Raw genomic sequence first — 18,519 nt, forward strand, 5'->3', positions numbered from 1 at the left:
TAACTATGAAAAAAATACTAGTAATCATTCTAAGTGTCTTGTTGACAAGCCAGTTGTGGGCACAAGTGCCTGTTTTTACCTCAGGACAAGAGGGACATAAGTCTTTTAGAATACCTGCCATAATCGGTTTACCTTCGGGCGAATTATTGGCTTTTGCCGAGGGAAGAGTCAACGGAAGTGGCGATTTTGGCGATATTAATATTGTCCTGAAACGTAGCAAAGACCAAGGAAAAACATGGGGCAATATCGAAGTTGCTATCAATTATGATTCTCTTCAGGCGGGCAATCCAGCGCCAGTCGTTGACCTTACCGACCCAAAGTATCCGCAAGGGCGTATTTTCTTGTTTTACAATACTGGAAATAACCACGAAGGAGAAATTCGAAAAGGACATGGAATTAGAGAAGTTTGGTATGTGACATCTGTAGACGCAGGGCATACGTGGTCGAAGCCCCAGAATATCACCACGCAAGTACATAGACCTAACCAACCGAAGATTAATCCAGCCTATCAGTTTCAGGAAGATTGGCGTTCGTATGCCAATACGCCTGGGCATGCTACGCAGTTTTTGAAAGGCAAATACAAAGGGCGTATCTATGTGGCTGCCAATCACTCGCAGGGCGAACCACAGGCTCATTTTGTAGATTATTTTGCACACGGATTTTATAGCGATGATCACGGAAAAACCTTTCATTTGAGCGAAACCATCAACATCGCAGGAGGTAATGAAGCTACAGCAGCGCCATTGTCAGGCAATAAATTGATGTTTAATGCTCGTAATCAAAAAGGAGATATTCGTCAGCGAATTGTAGCGATTAGTAACGATGGCGGACAACATTGGCACGATACCTATTTTGACCCCAACCTTCCAGATCCTGTATGTCAAGGAAGTATTCTGAGTTTTACAGAAGGTAAAAAGACGATTCTTGCTTTTTGTAATGCCGCAGATACCAAAAATAGAGATAACCTCACTTTAAGAATTAGTTATGACGAAGGAAAAACGTGGGTGAAAAGTTGGGTCATAGACAAAGCAGAAGAAGGACATACACGTGACAATGCCGCCTATTCGGATATTGTACAAGTAGGAAAAGACCAGATTGGAATTTTGTACGAAAAAGACAATTACAAACAAATCATTTTTCATACCGTGTCATGGAAGTAAAAGTGTTAATGGTAGGTTTGTTGACGTTTTTGAGCCATTTTTTTGCTTTGAGTCAAACACCACAGTATCCAAGTTTGCTTCCTTTGCCCAAACAATTGACTTGGACATCACAAGCATTTGACTTGACTCAGGCAAAGGCTATTTATTACAATGATAGACGTTTAAAATCCGAAGCAATTTTTTTACAAAAACAGCTTTCAAAAAAGGGATATAAGCTAAAAGTTCTTTTTCAAAAAAATGCTCCTCAGCATGGTATTAGTCTGAATATTATTCGAGTAGTTTCTGAACATTTACCTGAAGAAGCTTATCAACTTGACGTATTTTCTCAAAAAGTGATGCTAAAAGCTAATACCTCGCACGGGATTTTTAATGGTATACAAACCTTTTTACAGCTACAAAAAAACAAGGAGATTCAGGGTTGTTCTATCAAGGACAGCCCAGCTTTTGCATGGCGAGGCTATTTGGTAGATGTTGGTCGTAACTATCAATCTATGTCACAGCTGAAAGAGCAAATCGACGTGATGGCCAGTTATAAGCTCAACGTTTTTCATTTTCATCTAACCGAAGATGTGGCTTGGAGATTAGAGATAAAAAAGTATCCCCAACTTACCGATGCCAATACGATGTTGCGTCAAAAAGGGAAATTTTATCGTATTTCTGACATGATTCAATTGATAGATTATTGTAAAGAACGACATATAGAATTTGTTCCTGAAATAGATATGCCAGGTCATAGTCAGGCATTTGAACGAGCGATGGGAGTATCGATGCAAAGCAAAGAAGGGGTACAAATCGTCAAAGAAATTATCAAAGAGGTTTGTCAAACTTATCCGATTAAGTATTTGCATATTGGGGGCGACGAGGTAAAAATCACCAATCAAGACTTTTTGCCAGAAATGACTCAATATGTCAAAAGTTTTGGAAAAAAAGTAATTGGCTGGTCGCCTGGGGGGAATTTACCCCAAAATACTATCAGACAATTATGGATGGGACACGAGTCTATTCCTGAGGGAGAAGTTTATATCGATTCTCGACATTTGTATATCAATCACATAGACCCGCTGGAGGTTGTAACAGCACTTTTTCAACGAAATATTGGCGATCGTTTACAATCAGACCAGCAGGTAATAGGCGCCACTTTGTGTCTGTGGCATGATAGAAATATTCGCCAAGAAAAAGATTTATTGACCATGAATGCCGTATATCCTAGTATGTTAGCTTTTTCGGAACGAACGTGGGTAGGAGGGGGACAAACACAATGGGTGACTAACATCGATGTGAAAGAGGTAGATGCTATTGCTAAATTTGACAATTTTGAAAAAAGATTACTTACACAAAAAGCACAAAATTTTCGAGATAAACCTTTCACCTATCACCCACAAGGGCATATTCGTTGGCAATTATTTGGTCCATTTTTTAATCAAGGAAAACTTGATAGCACTTTTGTTCCAGAACAGACTAATTTTCTAAATCATAACCCAATACCTAATCAAGAAGCACTAGGCGGTACGGTCGTTTTACGGCATTGGTGGTCGCCCGTTGTAAAAGGCGTATTATCTAATCCACAAGAAAACACCACTTGGTATGCTATCCAAAAAATCTGGATGCCTACCGATACCACTGCCTATTGCTGGATAGGATTCAATAATATTTCTAGGTCGATGGCTACCAATGTTCCGCCTTTGTCTCAATGGGATACTCGTGCAAGTAAAGTTTGGGTCAATGATCAACTCATACAAGCTCCTTTATGGACGAATGCAGGGCAAAAACCTACATTGGAACAGCCCCTAACAGACGAAGGATATGAGTATCGCCAACCGATTAGGATTCAACTACATAAAGGCTGGAACGAAATAAAAGTTAAAGCTCCTGTAGGTACTTTCAAAGGAAGCGATTGGCAAAACCCCGTGAAATGGATGTTTACAGTTTTGCCATTTTTTGAATAAGCAATTATGAAAAAATATCTTTTTACACTTCTAGGCAAATTGCTGTGCTTGAGCCAATTGGCGCAAGCACAGCTTGAATTACCCGCTATTTTTAGCGATAACATGGTATTGCAGCAGAAAATGGCTATTCCTGTTTGGGGAAAATCGTGTCGAGGTTGTGAGGTGAACGTTTCGTTTGATGGTTTTTTACTAAAAACTAAAACAGATAAGAATGGTAATTGGAAGATCAATATGCCTGCTCATGCCGCAGGAGGACCTTTTCAATTACTGGTTACCTCTCAAAAACAGCGACTAGTTTTTCAAAATATTCTAGTGGGCGAAGTGTGGCTTTGTGCTGGTCAGTCCAATATGGAATTTCGTTTGGAACAAACCAAAAATGCCAAACAAGAAATATCGCAAGCGGATAATGCTCAAATTCGATTGTTTCGCATGACACCCCGTGCTGTGGCTCGTCCCCTGTCTAAGGTGGTATTTAGTGATAGTCTTTTGTCTGCTTTACAAGGAGGAAAGTTTTATGAGCCTACAAGCTGGCAACTATGTACGCCCGAAACGGCCGCTAAATTTTCGGCGGTGGGTTATTATTTTGGTAAACAAATACAGCAAAAGCTCAATGTCCCAATTGGGTTAATTTGTAATGCCGTTGGTGGAACTACTACCCAAGCTTATATCGATTCGGCAAGTTTGGCTTCGCATCCTCAGTTACAGCAGTTTGTGGATAAAGATTGGTTACAAAAAGCCCAAGATATTCATCCTTGGGTATTGGAACGAAGTAATGAAAATTTGGCTCTTGTGCTACAGGATGCTACGCCCAATCGTAAATTATTACATCCTTTTGCGGGTTCTTTCTTGTTTAATAATGGCATAAAACCTCTAGCGCCCTTTGCCATCAAAGGTGTGATTTGGTATCAGGGCGAATCCAATGCCACACATCCCGAAATTCACAAGCCTTTGTTTGAGGCTTTGGTAAAAAGCTGGCGAGAAACATGGAATCAAGGTGATTTTCCTATTTATACAGTCCAGCTTCCTGCTATTGCTAATCGTTCTGGTTGGCCTGCTTTTCGTGCAAGTCAGTTTGAGTTGAGTCAAAAAATTAACAACGTTGGAATGGTTGTGAGTATCGACACTGGGGATTCATTGGATGTTCACCCGACTGATAAAAAGCCTATTGGCGAGCGACTGAGTTTATTAGCTTTGGCCAAAACCTATCAGTTATCCCTTGATTATTCAGGACCTATTGTTAAAGAATATCAACAAAAAGGAAATATTATCGAACTTAGCTTTGACTTTGCCAGACAACTGCAAACCAGTGATGGATTAAATCCCAGAGGCTTTATCTTGCAAGGATTTAATCTAGGAGGAACAGAAGCATCTTTTTTTTATCCAGAAAAAATAGCGCTTTTTTCTAATAAAATAATCCTTACTTTGCCTTTGGATAAACAGGTTACGCAAATCAATTACGCATGGTTACCCAATCCAAAATGTAATATCGTCAACGAGGCTAATTTACCATTGATGCCATTTAAAATAGAATTAAAAGGAAATTTTTAAAACGGATTTTACGATAAAAAACATATTTAACATATCATCTATGAAAATCAGATTTGCAATAGGCTGTGTATTCGGCCTATTTTTTGCCTTTATGGCACAGGCTCAACAAGTAAAGTATCGTTTTCCAGATTCCTTATTTTCAACCTATTACCACCAAAGAGTAGCTCTTTTTAAAGTTTTGCCCAAAACCTCAAAAGATATCATTATGTTGGGCAATAGTATTACCGACGGTGGAGAATGGGCTGAAATGTTTCAAAATTCTCATATTAAAAACAGAGGTATCAGTGGCGATATTAGCGCAGGAGTTTTGAACAGAATCGATGAAGTTGCTGAAAGAATGCCAACAAAAGTATTTTTATTAATAGGCACAAATGATTTGGCAAGAGGTATTTCACCTGATAGCGTGGTCAAAAATATTCGTCAGATTGTGGCAATTTTGCATGAAACATCGCCTAAAACGCAGATTTTTGTACAAAGTATTTTTCCTGTGAATGAGTCTTTCAAGAAATTCGGAGGGCATACTAGCAAAAAGGCTGAAATCATTCAAGTAAATCAGTCTTTGAAAAGTTTGAGCGAATCAATGCCATTTGTTTACGTTGATGTATATACAAGTTTGGTAGACGAAACAGGTCGCATGAATCCACGATTTACCAATGATGGACTTCATTTGTTAGGAGAGGGATATTTAGCATGGAAAAAAGTGATTGAAAAGTATCTCAAGTAGAAATTAATAATAGCTCATTTATATGTTGCCCGAAGAGAAAATTTATAACTATCTAAATAAACGTTGTGCCCCTCAACATCCTGATTTTATATTGGTATTGGGAAGCAGTGATTTGCGTGTACCGAAGTTTGCGGCTGAGTATTTTTTGCAAAATCCTGTAAGTTATGTCATCGTTTCAGGTGGTTTGGGAAAAATTACCGATGAAATCTGGACGGAGGCAGAAGCACAAATGTTTTCCAAAGTCATGATAGATTTGGGCGTACCACCCGAGAAGATTTATTTAGAAGAAGAGGCCTCTAACACAGGTGAAAATATTCTTTTTTCTAAAAAAATTATTGAACAATACAACTTACCACATCATGAAGGTTTGTTGATTGCCAAACCTTATATGACTCGCCGAGCTTATAATACCGCCTCTCAACAGTGGACTGAGGTAAAATGGTCGACCGCAGCCGAACCACTGACTTATCATGAATATTTAGATTTGGTAGACGATAAAGAAACCTTTATTCACTTGATTGTAGGCGATTTGCAACGTATAAAGATTTACGGAGAAATTGGGTTTCAGATTCCAGAGCAAGTTCCTGAGGATGTTTGGTCTGCATTTAAAGAGTTAGTTGACAGAGGATATAATCGATATGTCATTGATGATATTAGGTAAGAGTTCTTCTTAACACAAGCATGAGTCATTTCAAATTTAGTGATTGGGCGCATGAATGATTATTTTTAATCTAGATTTTACTTGTAGAGACGCAATGCTTTGCGTCTCTACAAGTAAAATTAATCACTCATTCACTCAACCACAAATCACTCAATTATTTTAATTTAACAGGAAAACCATTTCTGACTTCTTCGCTGGCGGTTTTTACAAGCTTATCACCTTCTTTTAAGTCGCCAAAAATTTCAATTTTACCATCTGCTTCACGACCTTTTTCTACGTCTATCCACTCGGCATTGCCATTGACAATCTTGATAACAAAAATTCTCTCTGGCGCACTTACTACCGCAGATTTTGGCACCACAAAAGTAGGAACTTGCGAAGGCATATTCAATTTGACTTCTGCAATCATGCCTGGGAGTAGTTTCTTACTCGAATTATCAATATCCATCTCAATTCGCTCTGCTCGGAGTTTGGTGTCCAATGCTCCTGCCACACGTTTGATTTGCGCTTTGAATAGTTCATTTGGTCGAGACCTTACTCGGAAACTAATCGTACTCTGTGGTGATAAATAGGCGGTGTACATTTCTGGAATTGCTACCGCCAAACGAAGTACTTTTTGATTTTGTAAGAAAAACATCGGTTTATCCGACCCTTTTCCCGATGGTCCTACATAAGCGCCCAAACTAATATTACGTACCGAAATCGTACCATCAAATGGTGCACGAACTTCTAAGTAGTTTTTGGTATCTGCAATTTCCTTATAATTAGCTTTTGCTGCTTCTAACAAAGCAAAATCAGCATTTTTACGCGCCAAAGCTTGATCTAATTCGTTTGGTGAGATAGTCCCAGGTGTTTGGGAGGTATGATACAAACGATCATAATTGGCTTTGCTAGCAATATAAATAGCTTCTTGTGATTTTAAACGAGAAGAAGATGCTGTCAACTGCGCTGTGATTTCTGGTGCGTCCAAGCTTGCCAATAATTGTCCTGCACGTACTTCAGAACCTACATCGACAGTCATTTGGCGTACAAAACTGTTGACTTTTGCGTAAAGTTCTACATCTTGCTTGGCTGTTAGTTCACCTGGTAATTGTAGTGAAGCCGTCATTTTTTCTTTTGCTAAAGAAAAACCTTCTACGCTAGGAATCGTTGGTGCTGAGGCTGTTTTTTCTTTATGCTCAGATTTAGCTTCAGACTCGCCACAACTTGTAAATATCACAGAACTTAATACTAATCCCGTGGCAAAAAGGGTATATCTAAAAACAGTTGGATAATTCATAACTTTTGTCAGTTGCATGTTGGAATCTTATTTTGATTGATAGATAGTCGGGATAAAATGCTTGCTTTCTTCGTCTTCTGGATCGAGTGAAACCGATTCAGTCGTGGTTGTTTCTTGGAACCAGGCAAAAACTAATGGTAAAAATACCAAAGCCGCAAATGTCGAAGCCAATAGTCCCCCAATTACAGCACGCGCTAAAGGTGAGGTTTGGTCTCCTCCTTCGCCCAAGCCCGAAGCCATTGGAATCATACCAACCACCATCGCTACACTGGTCATCAAAATCGGACGCAGACGCAAAGACGCCGCCTCACGTGCAGACTTGAGCGCATTGCCATTATGTTTACGCAAATGCTCGGCATTGGTAATCATCAATACGGCATTGGCAATAGATACCCCCACCGACATAATAATTCCCATATACGATTGTAAGTTCAGGGTCGAGCGAGTCATTACTAACATGAGCAATGCTCCTAAAATTACCGCAGGAACCGTTGTAAGCACCACAAAAGATACTTTGAACGATTGAAAATTAGCAGCCAACATCAAGAAAATCACCACAATGGCTACTAACAAACCCGACTGTAAACTATCTAGTGTTTCGGTCAATACTTTACTCAAACCTACTGGCTCAATCGTCAAACCACGAGGAAGTTCCCCAAGGGAATCCAAAGCTTTGGTTACGCCTGTAGTAGCTGTACCCAAATCAGTTTTGTACAAATTGGCAGTAACCGAAATCACTGGAACCGCTCCTAAGTTGTCATTTTCGCCATACGTTTTACTTGGTGTAATCGTAGCAACATCACTCAATACAGGTCGGCTAGCATTTCTTGTAATAGGAATCTCGCCAATATCCTGAATACTTTTAAGCTGATTTTCAGGAACTTGAACTTGAACGCTATAAGTCTGATTTGATTTTTCATCTACCCAAACACTTTTATCTGTGTAGCGCGACGACGAAGTTGAAGCGGTAATAGAACGAGATATTTCGGCAATATCAATACCCAATTGTGCTGCACGAACACGGTCGATAGAAATATTGATAGCAGGATAGTTGGTTGATTGACCTATTTGAACATCTCTCAAATAAGGTAACTCATTCAATTTTTCTATGACCTTTTTGGCATACTCCTCATTATTTTTCTTATTTCTTCCCGAAATTCGAACCTCGATTGGTGTTGGCGAACCTTGACTTAATATCTTGTCTGTCAATTCAATAGGCTCAAAAGATAATTGAATATCAGGTACTTTTGCTTTTACTTTTTCCCGAAGCTCTTCTTTTAAATCTTCCAAATTCACTTTATAGTGCTCTTCCAATTGAACTTGTAAAACCGCTTCGTGTGGTCCACTCATAAACAAATAAATAGGACTGGTAGAAAATAGCCCAGGGTGTTGTCCGACAAAAGCCGAAGTAATAGAGATGTTTTCTCTACCTACCATCTGTTCTAAAATACTAACTGTCTGAATCAATTTTTGCTCTGTGCGCTCAATACGAGTACCTTCTTTGGCACGAATACGTACCTGAAACTGACCGCCATTGGCTCTTGGCAATACATCACGACCAATATTTTTGAGTAAAAAGAACGCCGCCACACTTGCCAACACTAAATAGCTACCTACAACCAATTTGCGATGCGGTAATAGTCTATCCAGAAAAGCCATAAAGCGAGTTTTGAATCGGTCAAACACTCCTAGTTTAGTAGGTTTTGGTTCTGGCTCCACTAATACTTTTTTCTGATTTAAAGTATCCTTTTCTGACTCAGGACTCAAACCTGTCATTTGGAACTCCTCATCTTCTGTTATGGGATGACCCGCTTGTTTGGCATGAGCTTTAGCGTGACCTTTCATCATCCAGTTGGCCATAATTGGCACAAAAGTTTGAGAAAGTAAAAACGAAACCAACATCGAAAAACCAATCGCTAACGATAAAGGCAAAAACAAAGCACCTGGAATACCTTTCATGGTAAAGGCTGGTGCAAAAACCGCCAAAATACAAAAGAGAATCAGCAATTTTGGAAAAGCAATTTCTTTACAAGCATCCCAAATGGCTAGTGCTTTGGGTTTGCCCATGTCCAGATGCTGGTGAATATTCTCAATCGTTACGGTAGATTCATCTACCAAAATACCAATTGCCAAAGACAAACCACTGAGTGTCATAATATTGATGGTTTGTCCGCACAAATACAAAAACAAAACACCTGAGATAATCGACGTTGGAATGGTCATAATAACAATCAAAGCACCACGTGTATCTCCCAAGAAAAGTAATACCATCAAACCCGTCAAAACCGCACCGATGGCACCTTCGCTCATCAAGCTTTTTACGGCATTCATTACATATACACTTTGGTCAAACTCGTAAGACAACTGTACATCTTCAGGCAATTGACTTTTAAATTTGGGAAGATTCTTTTTCAAATCTTGGACTACATCCCAAGTCGAGGCATCGGCCGATTTGGTGATAGCCATATACACAGAGCGTTTGCCGTTGACCAAAGCATAACTAGTAGTAATATCCGCAGCATCTTCCACCTTTGCTACGTCACGTAGGTACAAGTTGGCAACTCCTCCTTTAAAAATTGGAATATCCTGAAAATCTTCAATTTTTTTAATGGTTGTATTTACTGGCGTAATATAATTTACATCGCCAATACGAACGTTTCCAGAAGGTGAAGTTTGGTTATTGAGTCGAATAGCCTCGACAATTTGGTCTGGCGTAATATTGTGCGCCCGCATCAGCTCAGGGTCGGCTTTTATGACCACTGTTCGGATATTACCTCCAAATGGTGGTGGCGCCACCAATCCTGGAATTGAGGTAAATGACGAACGGATATAAGTATTTGCTAAGTCGAGCAATTCGTTATTTGACCGAACATCACTGGTCAATACCAACTGTCCAACGGGTAAAGTTGAGGCATCAAAACGCAAAATAAAAGGCGGTTGTGAACCGGGAGGAAATATGGCTTGGGCACGGTTACTAAACGCCGATACTTCGGCAGCAGCTTGTGCCATATTTGTACCTTGATAAAAGGTTAACTTCATCAAGGTAAGTCCCTGAATATTTTTGGTTTCGATACTTTTTACCCCCGAAACATACAAAAGGAGGTTGACATACTGCTTGCCAAAAAAAGCCTCCATTTGGGTAGGAGTGTATCCACCAAAAGGGTGCGAAATATAAATAACAGGTAAGTTCATATCTGGAAAAATATCCACTTTAATATTGCGGACTGCATTTATTCCAAAAAAGACCATACCTGCCACCAATACCAAAATAGTAATGGGTTTGCGTAGGGCTGTTCTAATTAAATTCATAGAATTATCTAGCTTGTTTCATGAGTAAATCGGCATCACCAGAACTGGCTGCTTTGAGCAATAGGGCTTGCCATACGTTGGCATAAGCTACGTTGATATTGGTTTCGGCTCTGTTCAATACAAAAAGCGCTTGAGTAAGATCAATGATATTCGACAAACCATTTTTGTATAATAATGCCTTTTGATTATAAGCAGTACGTGCCGCCTCCAACTGAATAGGAGCTTCGTGATAACTTGCCAACGCATTTTGGATACGCTGATCTGCCAAAACAACCTGATTTTGTAGTTGCAAACTCATTTGTTCGTATTCATAGCGCAGCCCTTCTCGCAATAATTTTTGTGATTCTATTTGCTTATTGATTTTGGTTGGAGCCATAAAATTCCAAAATATCCCTGCACCCACTAAAAAGTTGCTTCTAGTAGGAACTACTCCTCCAAAATATGAACCATCAATATGATGATTATCAGGAGTGTAGTCATTTTTAAAACCAGAACCTTTGGTCTGAAAAGCACCAAAAAGGTTTACCGTAGGGAGCTTATTTCTTTCATATAAAACTTGTTGTTTTTCGGCTAAAGTAATTCTTGAAGCATACCATTGAAGAGTTGGATTTTGTTCAATAGACTGAGCTGTTTCCAAGCTTTTGGGAATACTGATAAAATATAAACTGTCCAAATCAAAAGCTTGAGGAGACTTGTTGAGAAATTGCGCCAACTGTGCATTTGCCTGAATTTCAAGGTTTTTGGCATCAATAATCCCCTGACGTGCATTAGAGACTTCTGCATTGGCAATAGATGAATCAACGCCAGCATTCAAGCCATTTTTGGCACGTGCTTTTACTACATCTTGTAAAGCAGTAACACGTTTGAGATTTGCCTGACTGACTTCCACAAATTTTTGTGCTGCCAATACATTAAAATAAGCTGCACCGATTTTCATGCTGTGCGCAAATTTTTCTTGTAGTACATCCAAAGAATCACGTGCTACTTGTGACTTTGCCAAGTCGAGCGTAGCATCCAAACGCCCAAAAGAATACGCCTCCCAGTTGATATTGGTAGCATAAAGCGCCCCAAAAGCGGTGTTCCAGTTTTGGGAAGTTGAGCTTGGCCCCGAAGCCGCTATACCTACACCTTTATACGAGTACAGTGGACCAAATTGTCCGTTGGCTGTTCCGTAGTTTTGTTGAATGGCAGTGTTTACATCAGGCAAAAATTGTCTTCTGGCATTTTCAACCATGACAGTCGAAGCACTCTGATAACTTTTTTTGGCCTTGATAGAATTGTAGTTTTGCAAACCCGTTTGGATTGCTTCCGAAAGAGTAAATACTGGTTTTTGTGCAAAAGCAGGCCGAAGCAAGCAAAAGCAACACAAAAACATGAACAAGGATTTTAGAGACATAGTTTTATAAGAAATTAACGACTTTGGTATCTTTGCCACAAAGCCTCATATCATTAATAATTGTTGAGAAAACAGACGTATTAACGCTTGATTAATTCAAATTTTCAGCAAGATTTTGAGGAGATTTTGAAGTTTCAACAAAATTGAACAGTTTTTATGCTGTGTCCTGTTCTATAGTACCAATATGATACAATAATTGTAGTATTTTAAGAAGAATGAATTTGATTCGTTAAAGGAAAAGGATAAAATCAAGAAAATATTGATACCGTTAGAACTTCAAATTTGCTTCAAAAAGAATTTTCTATTTTAGGCACTTATGAAAATATTAATCGTAGAAGACCATCCTGAACTGGCTCAAAATATTTTCCAGTTTCTCAGCAAAGAAGGCATTGTATGTGAACTTTGCGCCACTGCCCAACAAGCCGAAGACCGCTTGCTGGGTTTTGAATATGATTGTATTGTGTTAGATATTATGTTGCCCGATGGCAATGGTTTAGATATACTCCGTTTTATCAAACGAAATAAGATTCAAAGTTGCGTACTAATTATTTCTGCCAAAAACTCCTTAGACGACAAAATAATAGGGTTAGAAATTGGTGCGGATGATTATCTCACAAAACCCTTTCATTTATCGGAGCTATTAGCCAGATTACGAGCACTTTATCGCAGAAACCATTTAGGAGGTGACAACGTGGTGACCTTCAATGAAATAACTATTAATACCACCACCTACGAAGTACAGGTAAACCAACAAACCTTAGATTTGACCAAAAAGGAGTTTGATTTATTGGTTTATTTTTTAGCGAATAAAAACAGAGTTATTACTCGTCAGTCTATTGCAGAGCATCTTTGGGGAGATTATACAGATACTTTATCTAATTTTGATTTCGTTTATCAACATGTAAAAAACCTAAGAAAAAAAATAAGCAATTTTGGTGGAAACGATTATATTTCAACGGTTTATGGTCTTGGGTATAAATTTGATACAAATGCGAAATAGAATGTATTAATGGGCTTTAGGCTGTAAGCCGTAGGCATTAAGTTTAATGCTCATTGCAGGCAAGAAGATGGGTAAAATTAAATTTAAGCATTAAATTTTCAGCAAAAGAAACATTTTAAAACTATCTGCCTAATGCCTGTTCCCTGAGAACTTACGTATTACAAATCCTCTTTGTTGCTACGAAACATTATGAAACTCATCAATAAATTCACTTCTTGGTATTTGGGTATTTCGGCCTTTGTATTTTTGGTCGGAGGAATACTGACTTTTTATAGTTTTGAATCTCATATCGAAATAGCTCAAGCGAAAGAACAAGAGAAGCTATTGCATCATATTTGTCAAAAAATAAGGAACGGTGTTCCTTATGAAAAACTGGTACGGGAACAACTGCACATTGCTGAAATACCATACAATTCTCCTATCAAAAATGTTTCGCTATCCGATACTTTGGCATGGAGTCCGCAATTACAACGCATTGACCGCCAGATAAAAGCCTCAGCATCGTACAAAATCAATGGACATCATTATGATATTTCTGTGTACAATATGATGATTAATACCGACGATGTCACCAAAGTGGTATTTGAATCGATGGCGGGTATTTTCCTATTGCTAATTGTACTTTTGTGGGTTTTCATCAGGTTGGGTTCAGAAAGAATTTTAGCTCCTTTTCATAATACTTTAGAGCAAATACATCGTTTTTCTTTAAAGAATAAACAAGCCATCCATCTTACTGAAACAAGCACCAATGAGTTTAATCAACTAAATCATTTTCTTGAAAAAATGATGAATAAAGCCATTTGTGATTATAATTCCTTGAAAGAGTTTTCTGAAAATGCTTCTCATGAATTACAAACTCCTTTGGCTATTATTCAAGGAAAATTGGAGTTACTCATGCAATCGCCTATAAGCGATGAGCAAGCAGGGTTAATTTTATCTTCCCTAAATGCCCTCGACAAACTCAACAAAACCAATCAATCGTTGATTTTATTGACTAAACTCGAAAACCAAGAATATGAAAGTATCGAAGAAATCAACTTTTCGCAATTGGTCAATGAAACGCTGGAAGGCTTCGAGGAACTTTTAGAGATGAAATCTATTACGCTTCAAAAGCAAATCGAACCTCATATTTCGCTCAGACTACATCCTGTATTGGCTTCTATTCTTTTGAATAATCTTTTTAGCAACGCCATCCGACACAATATTTGTAATGGAACAATATCCGTAACCTTGACTCCCAAAAAACTTTATATAGAAAATACAGGTAAAGCGCCAAGCATGCCAACCGAAGAGCTTTTCAGACGATTTAAGAAAGAAAACCCCGACTCTATCGGTTTAGGACTATCAATTGTTAAACAAATTTGTGAGCTACATTTTTTTGAAATTACTTACAAATACATCGACTACCGCCATACGTTTGTGGTATGTTTCAAAAATGCCAAAACTCAAAAAGAAGCTGAATACATGGAGGTAGCATCATCAGGCGGATAGCTACTTTTTCTTTAAAATACCTGCCTTGATCAATTACCTAAATCCTATATGAGTTCCTATAGACCAATATCTGATTCTATAAAGATATTTCCAAATAATAGGTTACTTGGCAGCACCTCGGCATTTTATCAAGTAATTATCTTAGGAGGGTTGTCAAAAGTTAGTTAAAAAATACCTCATCAATAAATACCCATCCTGGTTGCCCTTTACCATTATGCCAATTAGGGAGTTTGGTTACAGAACGTGCGATAATTTTGACAAATGAATAGTTCCCCTCTTTCAAAGTTGTCTCAATTGGGTCTATTCGCACAGGTTCATCTTTCGAAGGCTGAACAGGATTGATTTTCTGTACCAGTTGCAAATTATTTTTAGCAGTACCTGCCCATATTTCTACAGAAGTAGGAGGAAAAATAAAGCCTCCTATATTTCGTCCAAGACTCAACATTACCGACTTGATTGGAATTGGTGTGTCAAAGGTAAAAAGTGCCTCAAAAGGTTTTTCACGATAACCCAACCATGCCTTATTTTTAAAGTCATTGGCATCGCCTTTTTTCAAATTAATGAGTGTATTTCCTCCTTCACCCATGTATTGAGGGTTGGGTTGATTGATTAATTCTACACTTTTAGGGTGATATTTTCCTTTAAAAAAGACATATTCAACCATATCACTGGCATACCAATGTGCTTTGACGGCCTTTGCTTTGAGTACAGTATAAGTATTGAGCTCGAACGGCTTTTGGTAAACAGGTGAACTCAGTGAATCGGGTTGTTGACCATTGATCGTATAACGAATGGTAACACCCTTCAATGGATGTTTGAATGAAATAAGCGTAGGTTTGCTCAACACAAAATCTTCATTCTCAAGAATTGGAGGGGTAAGCTTGAGCATTTCTGTATCAGTTGGAATATACCCTTTTTCAAAGCGAATCGATGGAAATTGTTTCTGTATTTCATTCACTTCTACTTCGGTAAGTGAAGTATTCCAAACGAATACCTGCTTGAGGGCTGGTAATTTTGCCAACTGAGCAAGGGAGTTTTTAGTCTGCTTTGTACCAGATAAAGATAAAGATTTTAGGTTGGTCAAACTTTGTAGGCTAGATAAATTTTCGCCAGTGATGTCGGTATTATTTAAGACAAGTTTTTCTAAATGTTCAAATTGCCCTATGGTTTTTAGGTCTTCATTTTTGATGGGCATATTTGATAAATTAAGAACTACCAATTGTTCTTTAATTTCTGTTAATTCTGCTAATTGCTCAGGTTTAAAAGCTTGACGCACAAAGAAATCCGCTTGCAAGGCAGGTGAATCATTTGCCAATGGAAAAATCACTCTAAAAGGAGTATTGAGCTTCTGTCGGGTTTGTTCATTCGCTGGTTCAAAGTCGTAGATAATGTCAGTAGAAGCAGCTGTTTTACTTTTACTATTTTTCCCCCAATATGCTTTAATTGGGCTATTTTGAGCCAATTGTTTGAGTGTCTTTTGTGTATTGGTTCCATCGTTAATCCAAGCACTAAGTACCGCAATTTCTTCAGGAGTTAGCTGAGTTTTTCCCTTGGGTGGCATGTGCTTTTTGTCATCAAGCGGCAAATTAGCACGTTCAATCAAATGGCTTTGAAGTGCGTTACCACTCATCCAAATAGGTCCGTTTTTACCTCCTTTTTTTAAGCCAGCGAGAGTTGTCATTAGTAAGCCACCTTTCGTTTTTTGTTCATTGTGACACTGATAACATTTTTCTTTTAAAATAGGCTGAATTACCGCTTCGAAAATGGGCGTATCTTCGGTAAATACAATGTCAGCTTCTACTTTACTATTAGGAAATAAATAGTCCTCGCCATGAGTCAAACTGGCACCATAATGCCCTGTAACTAATAGAACAGCAATACTCAGTACTAAAACTGAAGTAAAAATGCGTGGTTTGGTTGAAGGTTGATCAATGAGCCAAAGTCCATAACACAAAAAACTTAACACAATGCCAGCATATTTGTGCCAAGTAAGCAAGCTTGCCGTGTAACCTTCTTCCTTTGACAAAAAGAAACCCATTAATGCTGCAATATTGGCTGTAAAAGCTGTAATAGCTAGGACAAACTTCAAGAGCTTCTCAAAATTTTCCCCTTCAAATTCTTTTTTAAAAACCCAAAATAAACCCGTTACTAATAGCAATCCAATAGGCAAATGTAAAACCATGGGGTGCATCCGACCTATGGTTTGTAAACCAAGAGGAATATTTACTTTTTCTTGAAAAACCAGCAAGAATAGCAACAAAACATGCAGAGCAAAAAGTAAATATGAAAGTATATGCTGAAAACGAGTCATGTAAACGAATCAATATTTAGAAAGAAAATTGGTTTTAGAATAGGATAAAATTGATGAGATAAAATATTAGTAATCATAAAATTACACTCAAAACTCATCACTCACAATTCAGCACTAATACTAAGCCATTAAGCCTGGTAATACTTTCCCTGCTAAATCGGTAAGTCGGTAGCGACGTCCAAGATGCTTGTAAGTGAGTTTTTCGTGATTAATCCCCATCAAGTGCATCACAGTCGCATGAAAGTCATTGATATGCACGGGGTCTTTGACAATATTATATCCAAAATCATCGGTTTCGCCATATACAGTACCAGGTTTTACGCCACCACCAGCCATAAACGTGCAATAGGCTCTTGGATGGTGATCTCGTCCATAGTTATCTTTTGAGGCTGTTCCTTGTACATAATTGGTACGTCCAAATTCGCCACCCCAAATCACAAGTGTTTCGTCGAGCAAGCCCCTTTGTTTGAGGTCAGTAATCAAGGCAGCTGAAGCACGATCTGTGTCCATGGCTTGCATCGGCATTTCACCAACCAGATTACCGTGTTGATCCCAACCCTGATGATAGAGCTGAACGAAACGAACACCTGCCTCAGAGAGCTTTCGAGCTAAAAGACAATTAGCCGCAAATGTTCCGGGAACAAGACATTCAGGACCATACATTTTGACAATATAGTCAGGTTCTTTACTTAAGTCAGTTAGCTCAGGAACAGCCGTTTGCATTCGATATGCCATTTCATATTGCTGTACTTTAGCTTTAATTTCAGGGTCACCAAAATCGTCATAAGCCATATTGTTGAGTTCGGCCAGATGATCTAACATTTTACGATGCGAAGCTCTATCCGAATTAGCTGGATTATTGAGATATAAAATAGGATCCTCGCCGCTACTAAATACCACACCTTGATGGGTCGAGTCTAAAAATCCGTTTGACCAAAGTTTAGAATACACCCCTTGGCCATTCCCCTTTCCTCTTGACAACAAGACTGAAAATGCTGGTAAGTTTTTATTTTCACTCCCAAGACCATAGCTTACCCATGCACCCATACTTGGACGATTACCCTGTTGTGCACCTGTTTGCATAAATGTGAGGGCTGGGTCGTGATTAATGGCCTCGGTGTGCATGGTTTTAATCATACAAATATCATCTGCAATATTGGCAATATTGGGAAACAACTCACTCATCCACATACCCGATTGACCATATTGTGCAAATTTAAAGTAAGACCCAACCAATGGAAATTTAGCCTGACTAGCTGTCATTCCCGTTAGGCGTTGCCCCATACGAATAGAGTCAGGCAATTCTTGACCAGCCATTTTGTTGAGTAAAGGTTTGTACTCAAAACTTTCGTATTGTGAGGGAGCGCCATTTTGAAACAAATAAATAACACGCTTTGCTTTTGGGGCGAAATGGGCTATTCCAAGAGGTAAACCTTCAGCATCATCAGCCGAACCTCTAAACAAATCGGGCACTAACAATGAGCCTAAGGCAAGTCCACCGATACCCGCAGCCATTTTTCCCATGAAGTGTCTGCGGTTAATATTCAGACGATTTTCTATAAATTCATTCTTATTCATCTTATATGATTGGGTGCTTTATTCTGTTGAGTATTAGTATAAAAGTAGGAAGACATTATTAGTCAATAGTATATTGGTTATTTAAAGGTATTCATAATCAAAAGGTTATAGTCAAA

Annotated in this window: 12 protein-coding genes; 7 read left to right on the forward strand and 5 right to left on the reverse strand. The window is 38.5% G+C overall.

All coding sequences use genetic code 11. The features are described from left to right. Positions 1 to 5: 5 nt before the first annotated feature. The 5 genes from QM491_RS22455 to QM491_RS22475 are packed head-to-tail and all read left to right on the forward strand — an operon-like array spanning position 6 to position 6,039. Entirely contained in the window at positions 6 to 1,160 is a 1,155-nt protein-coding gene (locus QM491_RS22455; RefSeq protein WP_283329773.1) for a sialidase family protein, read from the forward strand. Next, positions 1,151 to 3,106 carry a family 20 glycosylhydrolase gene (locus QM491_RS22460; protein WP_283329774.1) on the forward strand — a complete coding sequence of 652 codons (1,956 nt, stop codon included), beginning with the start codon at positions 1,151 to 1,153 and terminating at the stop codon, positions 3,104 to 3,106. Before QM491_RS22455 ends, QM491_RS22460 begins: the two co-directional genes overlap by 10 nt. Positions 3,107 to 3,112: 6 nt before the next feature. Further along, the gene (locus QM491_RS22465; RefSeq protein ID WP_283329775.1) at positions 3,113 to 4,654 is read left to right on the forward strand and encodes a sialate O-acetylesterase; all 1,542 of its coding nucleotides are present in this window, start codon (positions 3,113 to 3,115) and stop codon (positions 4,652 to 4,654) included. Between the two features lie 40 nt (positions 4,655 to 4,694). Continuing rightward, positions 4,695 to 5,378: a GDSL-type esterase/lipase family protein gene (locus tag QM491_RS22470; protein WP_283329776.1), complete on the forward strand. Its 684-nt coding sequence runs from the start codon at positions 4,695 to 4,697 to the stop codon at positions 5,376 to 5,378. Positions 5,379 to 5,400: 22 nt separating this feature from the next. Continuing rightward, complete coding sequence (locus QM491_RS22475; protein WP_283329777.1) at positions 5,401 to 6,039, forward strand: YdcF family protein; 639 nt, start codon at positions 5,401 to 5,403, stop codon at positions 6,037 to 6,039. Between the two features lie 154 nt (positions 6,040 to 6,193). Here the strand turns inward: QM491_RS22475 and QM491_RS22480 are convergent, their stop codons facing one another. From QM491_RS22480 to QM491_RS22490, 3 genes are read right to left on the reverse strand one after another with little or no spacing between them, the layout of a single operon-like run. Further along, positions 6,194 to 7,336 carry an efflux RND transporter periplasmic adaptor subunit gene (locus QM491_RS22480; RefSeq protein ID WP_283329778.1) on the reverse strand — a complete coding sequence of 381 codons (1,143 nt, stop codon included), beginning with the start codon at positions 7,334 to 7,336 and terminating at the stop codon, positions 6,194 to 6,196. Between the two features lie 9 nt (positions 7,337 to 7,345). Then, positions 7,346 to 10,627, reverse strand: a complete 3,282-nt coding sequence (locus tag QM491_RS22485) for an efflux RND transporter permease subunit (protein ID WP_283329779.1) — start codon at positions 10,625 to 10,627, stop codon at positions 7,346 to 7,348. Between the two features lie 4 nt (positions 10,628 to 10,631). Beyond that, positions 10,632 to 12,023 (reverse strand): TolC family protein, encoded by a 1,392-nt coding sequence (locus QM491_RS22490; RefSeq protein ID WP_283329780.1) that lies wholly within the window; start codon positions 12,021 to 12,023, stop codon positions 10,632 to 10,634. 316 nt (positions 12,024 to 12,339) lie between these two features. Here QM491_RS22490 and QM491_RS22495 point away from each other — a divergent pair, with 316 nt between their 5' ends. Together QM491_RS22495 and porY are read left to right on the forward strand one after the other, a co-directional pair. Further along, the gene (locus QM491_RS22495; RefSeq protein ID WP_283329781.1) at positions 12,340 to 13,023 is read left to right on the forward strand and encodes a response regulator transcription factor; all 684 of its coding nucleotides are present in this window, start codon (positions 12,340 to 12,342) and stop codon (positions 13,021 to 13,023) included. Positions 13,024 to 13,212: 189 nt separating this feature from the next. Beyond that, positions 13,213 to 14,514, forward strand: a complete 1,302-nt coding sequence (porY, locus tag QM491_RS22500; RefSeq protein WP_283329782.1) for a sensor histidine kinase — start codon at positions 13,213 to 13,215, stop codon at positions 14,512 to 14,514. A 160-nt stretch (positions 14,515 to 14,674) separates the two neighbouring features. Here porY and QM491_RS22505 read toward each other — a convergent pair whose 3' ends face one another. Beyond that, positions 14,675 to 16,825: a chitobiase/beta-hexosaminidase C-terminal domain-containing protein gene (locus tag QM491_RS22505; RefSeq protein ID WP_283329783.1), complete on the reverse strand. Its 2,151-nt coding sequence runs from the start codon at positions 16,823 to 16,825 to the stop codon at positions 14,675 to 14,677. A gap of 120 nt (positions 16,826 to 16,945) precedes the next feature. Further along, on the reverse strand, positions 16,946 to 18,403 hold the full coding sequence (locus tag QM491_RS22510) for a DUF1501 domain-containing protein (RefSeq protein ID WP_166553054.1): 1,458 nt from the start codon (positions 18,401 to 18,403) through the stop codon (positions 16,946 to 16,948). Positions 18,404 to 18,519: the final 116 nt, after the last annotated feature.

Origin of the sequence: Flectobacillus longus (genome assembly GCF_030056705.1) — a bacterium.
Classification (GTDB): Bacteria; Bacteroidota; Bacteroidia; order Cytophagales; family Spirosomataceae; genus Flectobacillus; species Flectobacillus longus.

What these genes read in the sequence shown, in the direction of transcription:
- QM491_RS22455 (WP_283329773.1), top strand. Translation starts at nt 6, where the DNA reads ATGAAAAAAATACTAGTAATCATTCTAAGTGTCTTGTTGACAAGCCAG.
- QM491_RS22505 (WP_283329783.1), bottom strand. Translation starts at nt 16,825, where the DNA reads ATGACTCGTTTTCAGCATATACTTTCATATTTACTTTTTGCTCTGCAT.
- QM491_RS22510 (WP_166553054.1), bottom strand. Translation starts at nt 18,403, where the DNA reads ATGAATAAGAATGAATTTATAGAAAATCGTCTGAATATTAACCGCAGA.
- QM491_RS22460 (WP_283329774.1), top strand. Translation starts at nt 1,151, where the DNA reads ATGGAAGTAAAAGTGTTAATGGTAGGTTTGTTGACGTTTTTGAGCCAT.
- QM491_RS22495 (WP_283329781.1), top strand. Translation starts at nt 12,340, where the DNA reads ATGAAAATATTAATCGTAGAAGACCATCCTGAACTGGCTCAAAATATT.
- porY (WP_283329782.1), top strand. Translation starts at nt 13,213, where the DNA reads ATGAAACTCATCAATAAATTCACTTCTTGGTATTTGGGTATTTCGGCC.
- QM491_RS22475 (WP_283329777.1), top strand. Translation starts at nt 5,401, where the DNA reads ATGTTGCCCGAAGAGAAAATTTATAACTATCTAAATAAACGTTGTGCC.
- QM491_RS22480 (WP_283329778.1), bottom strand. Translation starts at nt 7,336, where the DNA reads ATGCAACTGACAAAAGTTATGAATTATCCAACTGTTTTTAGATATACC.
- QM491_RS22490 (WP_283329780.1), bottom strand. Translation starts at nt 12,023, where the DNA reads ATGTCTCTAAAATCCTTGTTCATGTTTTTGTGTTGCTTTTGCTTGCTT.
- QM491_RS22485 (WP_283329779.1), bottom strand. Translation starts at nt 10,627, where the DNA reads ATGAATTTAATTAGAACAGCCCTACGCAAACCCATTACTATTTTGGTA.
- QM491_RS22465 (WP_283329775.1), top strand. Translation starts at nt 3,113, where the DNA reads ATGAAAAAATATCTTTTTACACTTCTAGGCAAATTGCTGTGCTTGAGC.
- QM491_RS22470 (WP_283329776.1), top strand. Translation starts at nt 4,695, where the DNA reads ATGAAAATCAGATTTGCAATAGGCTGTGTATTCGGCCTATTTTTTGCC.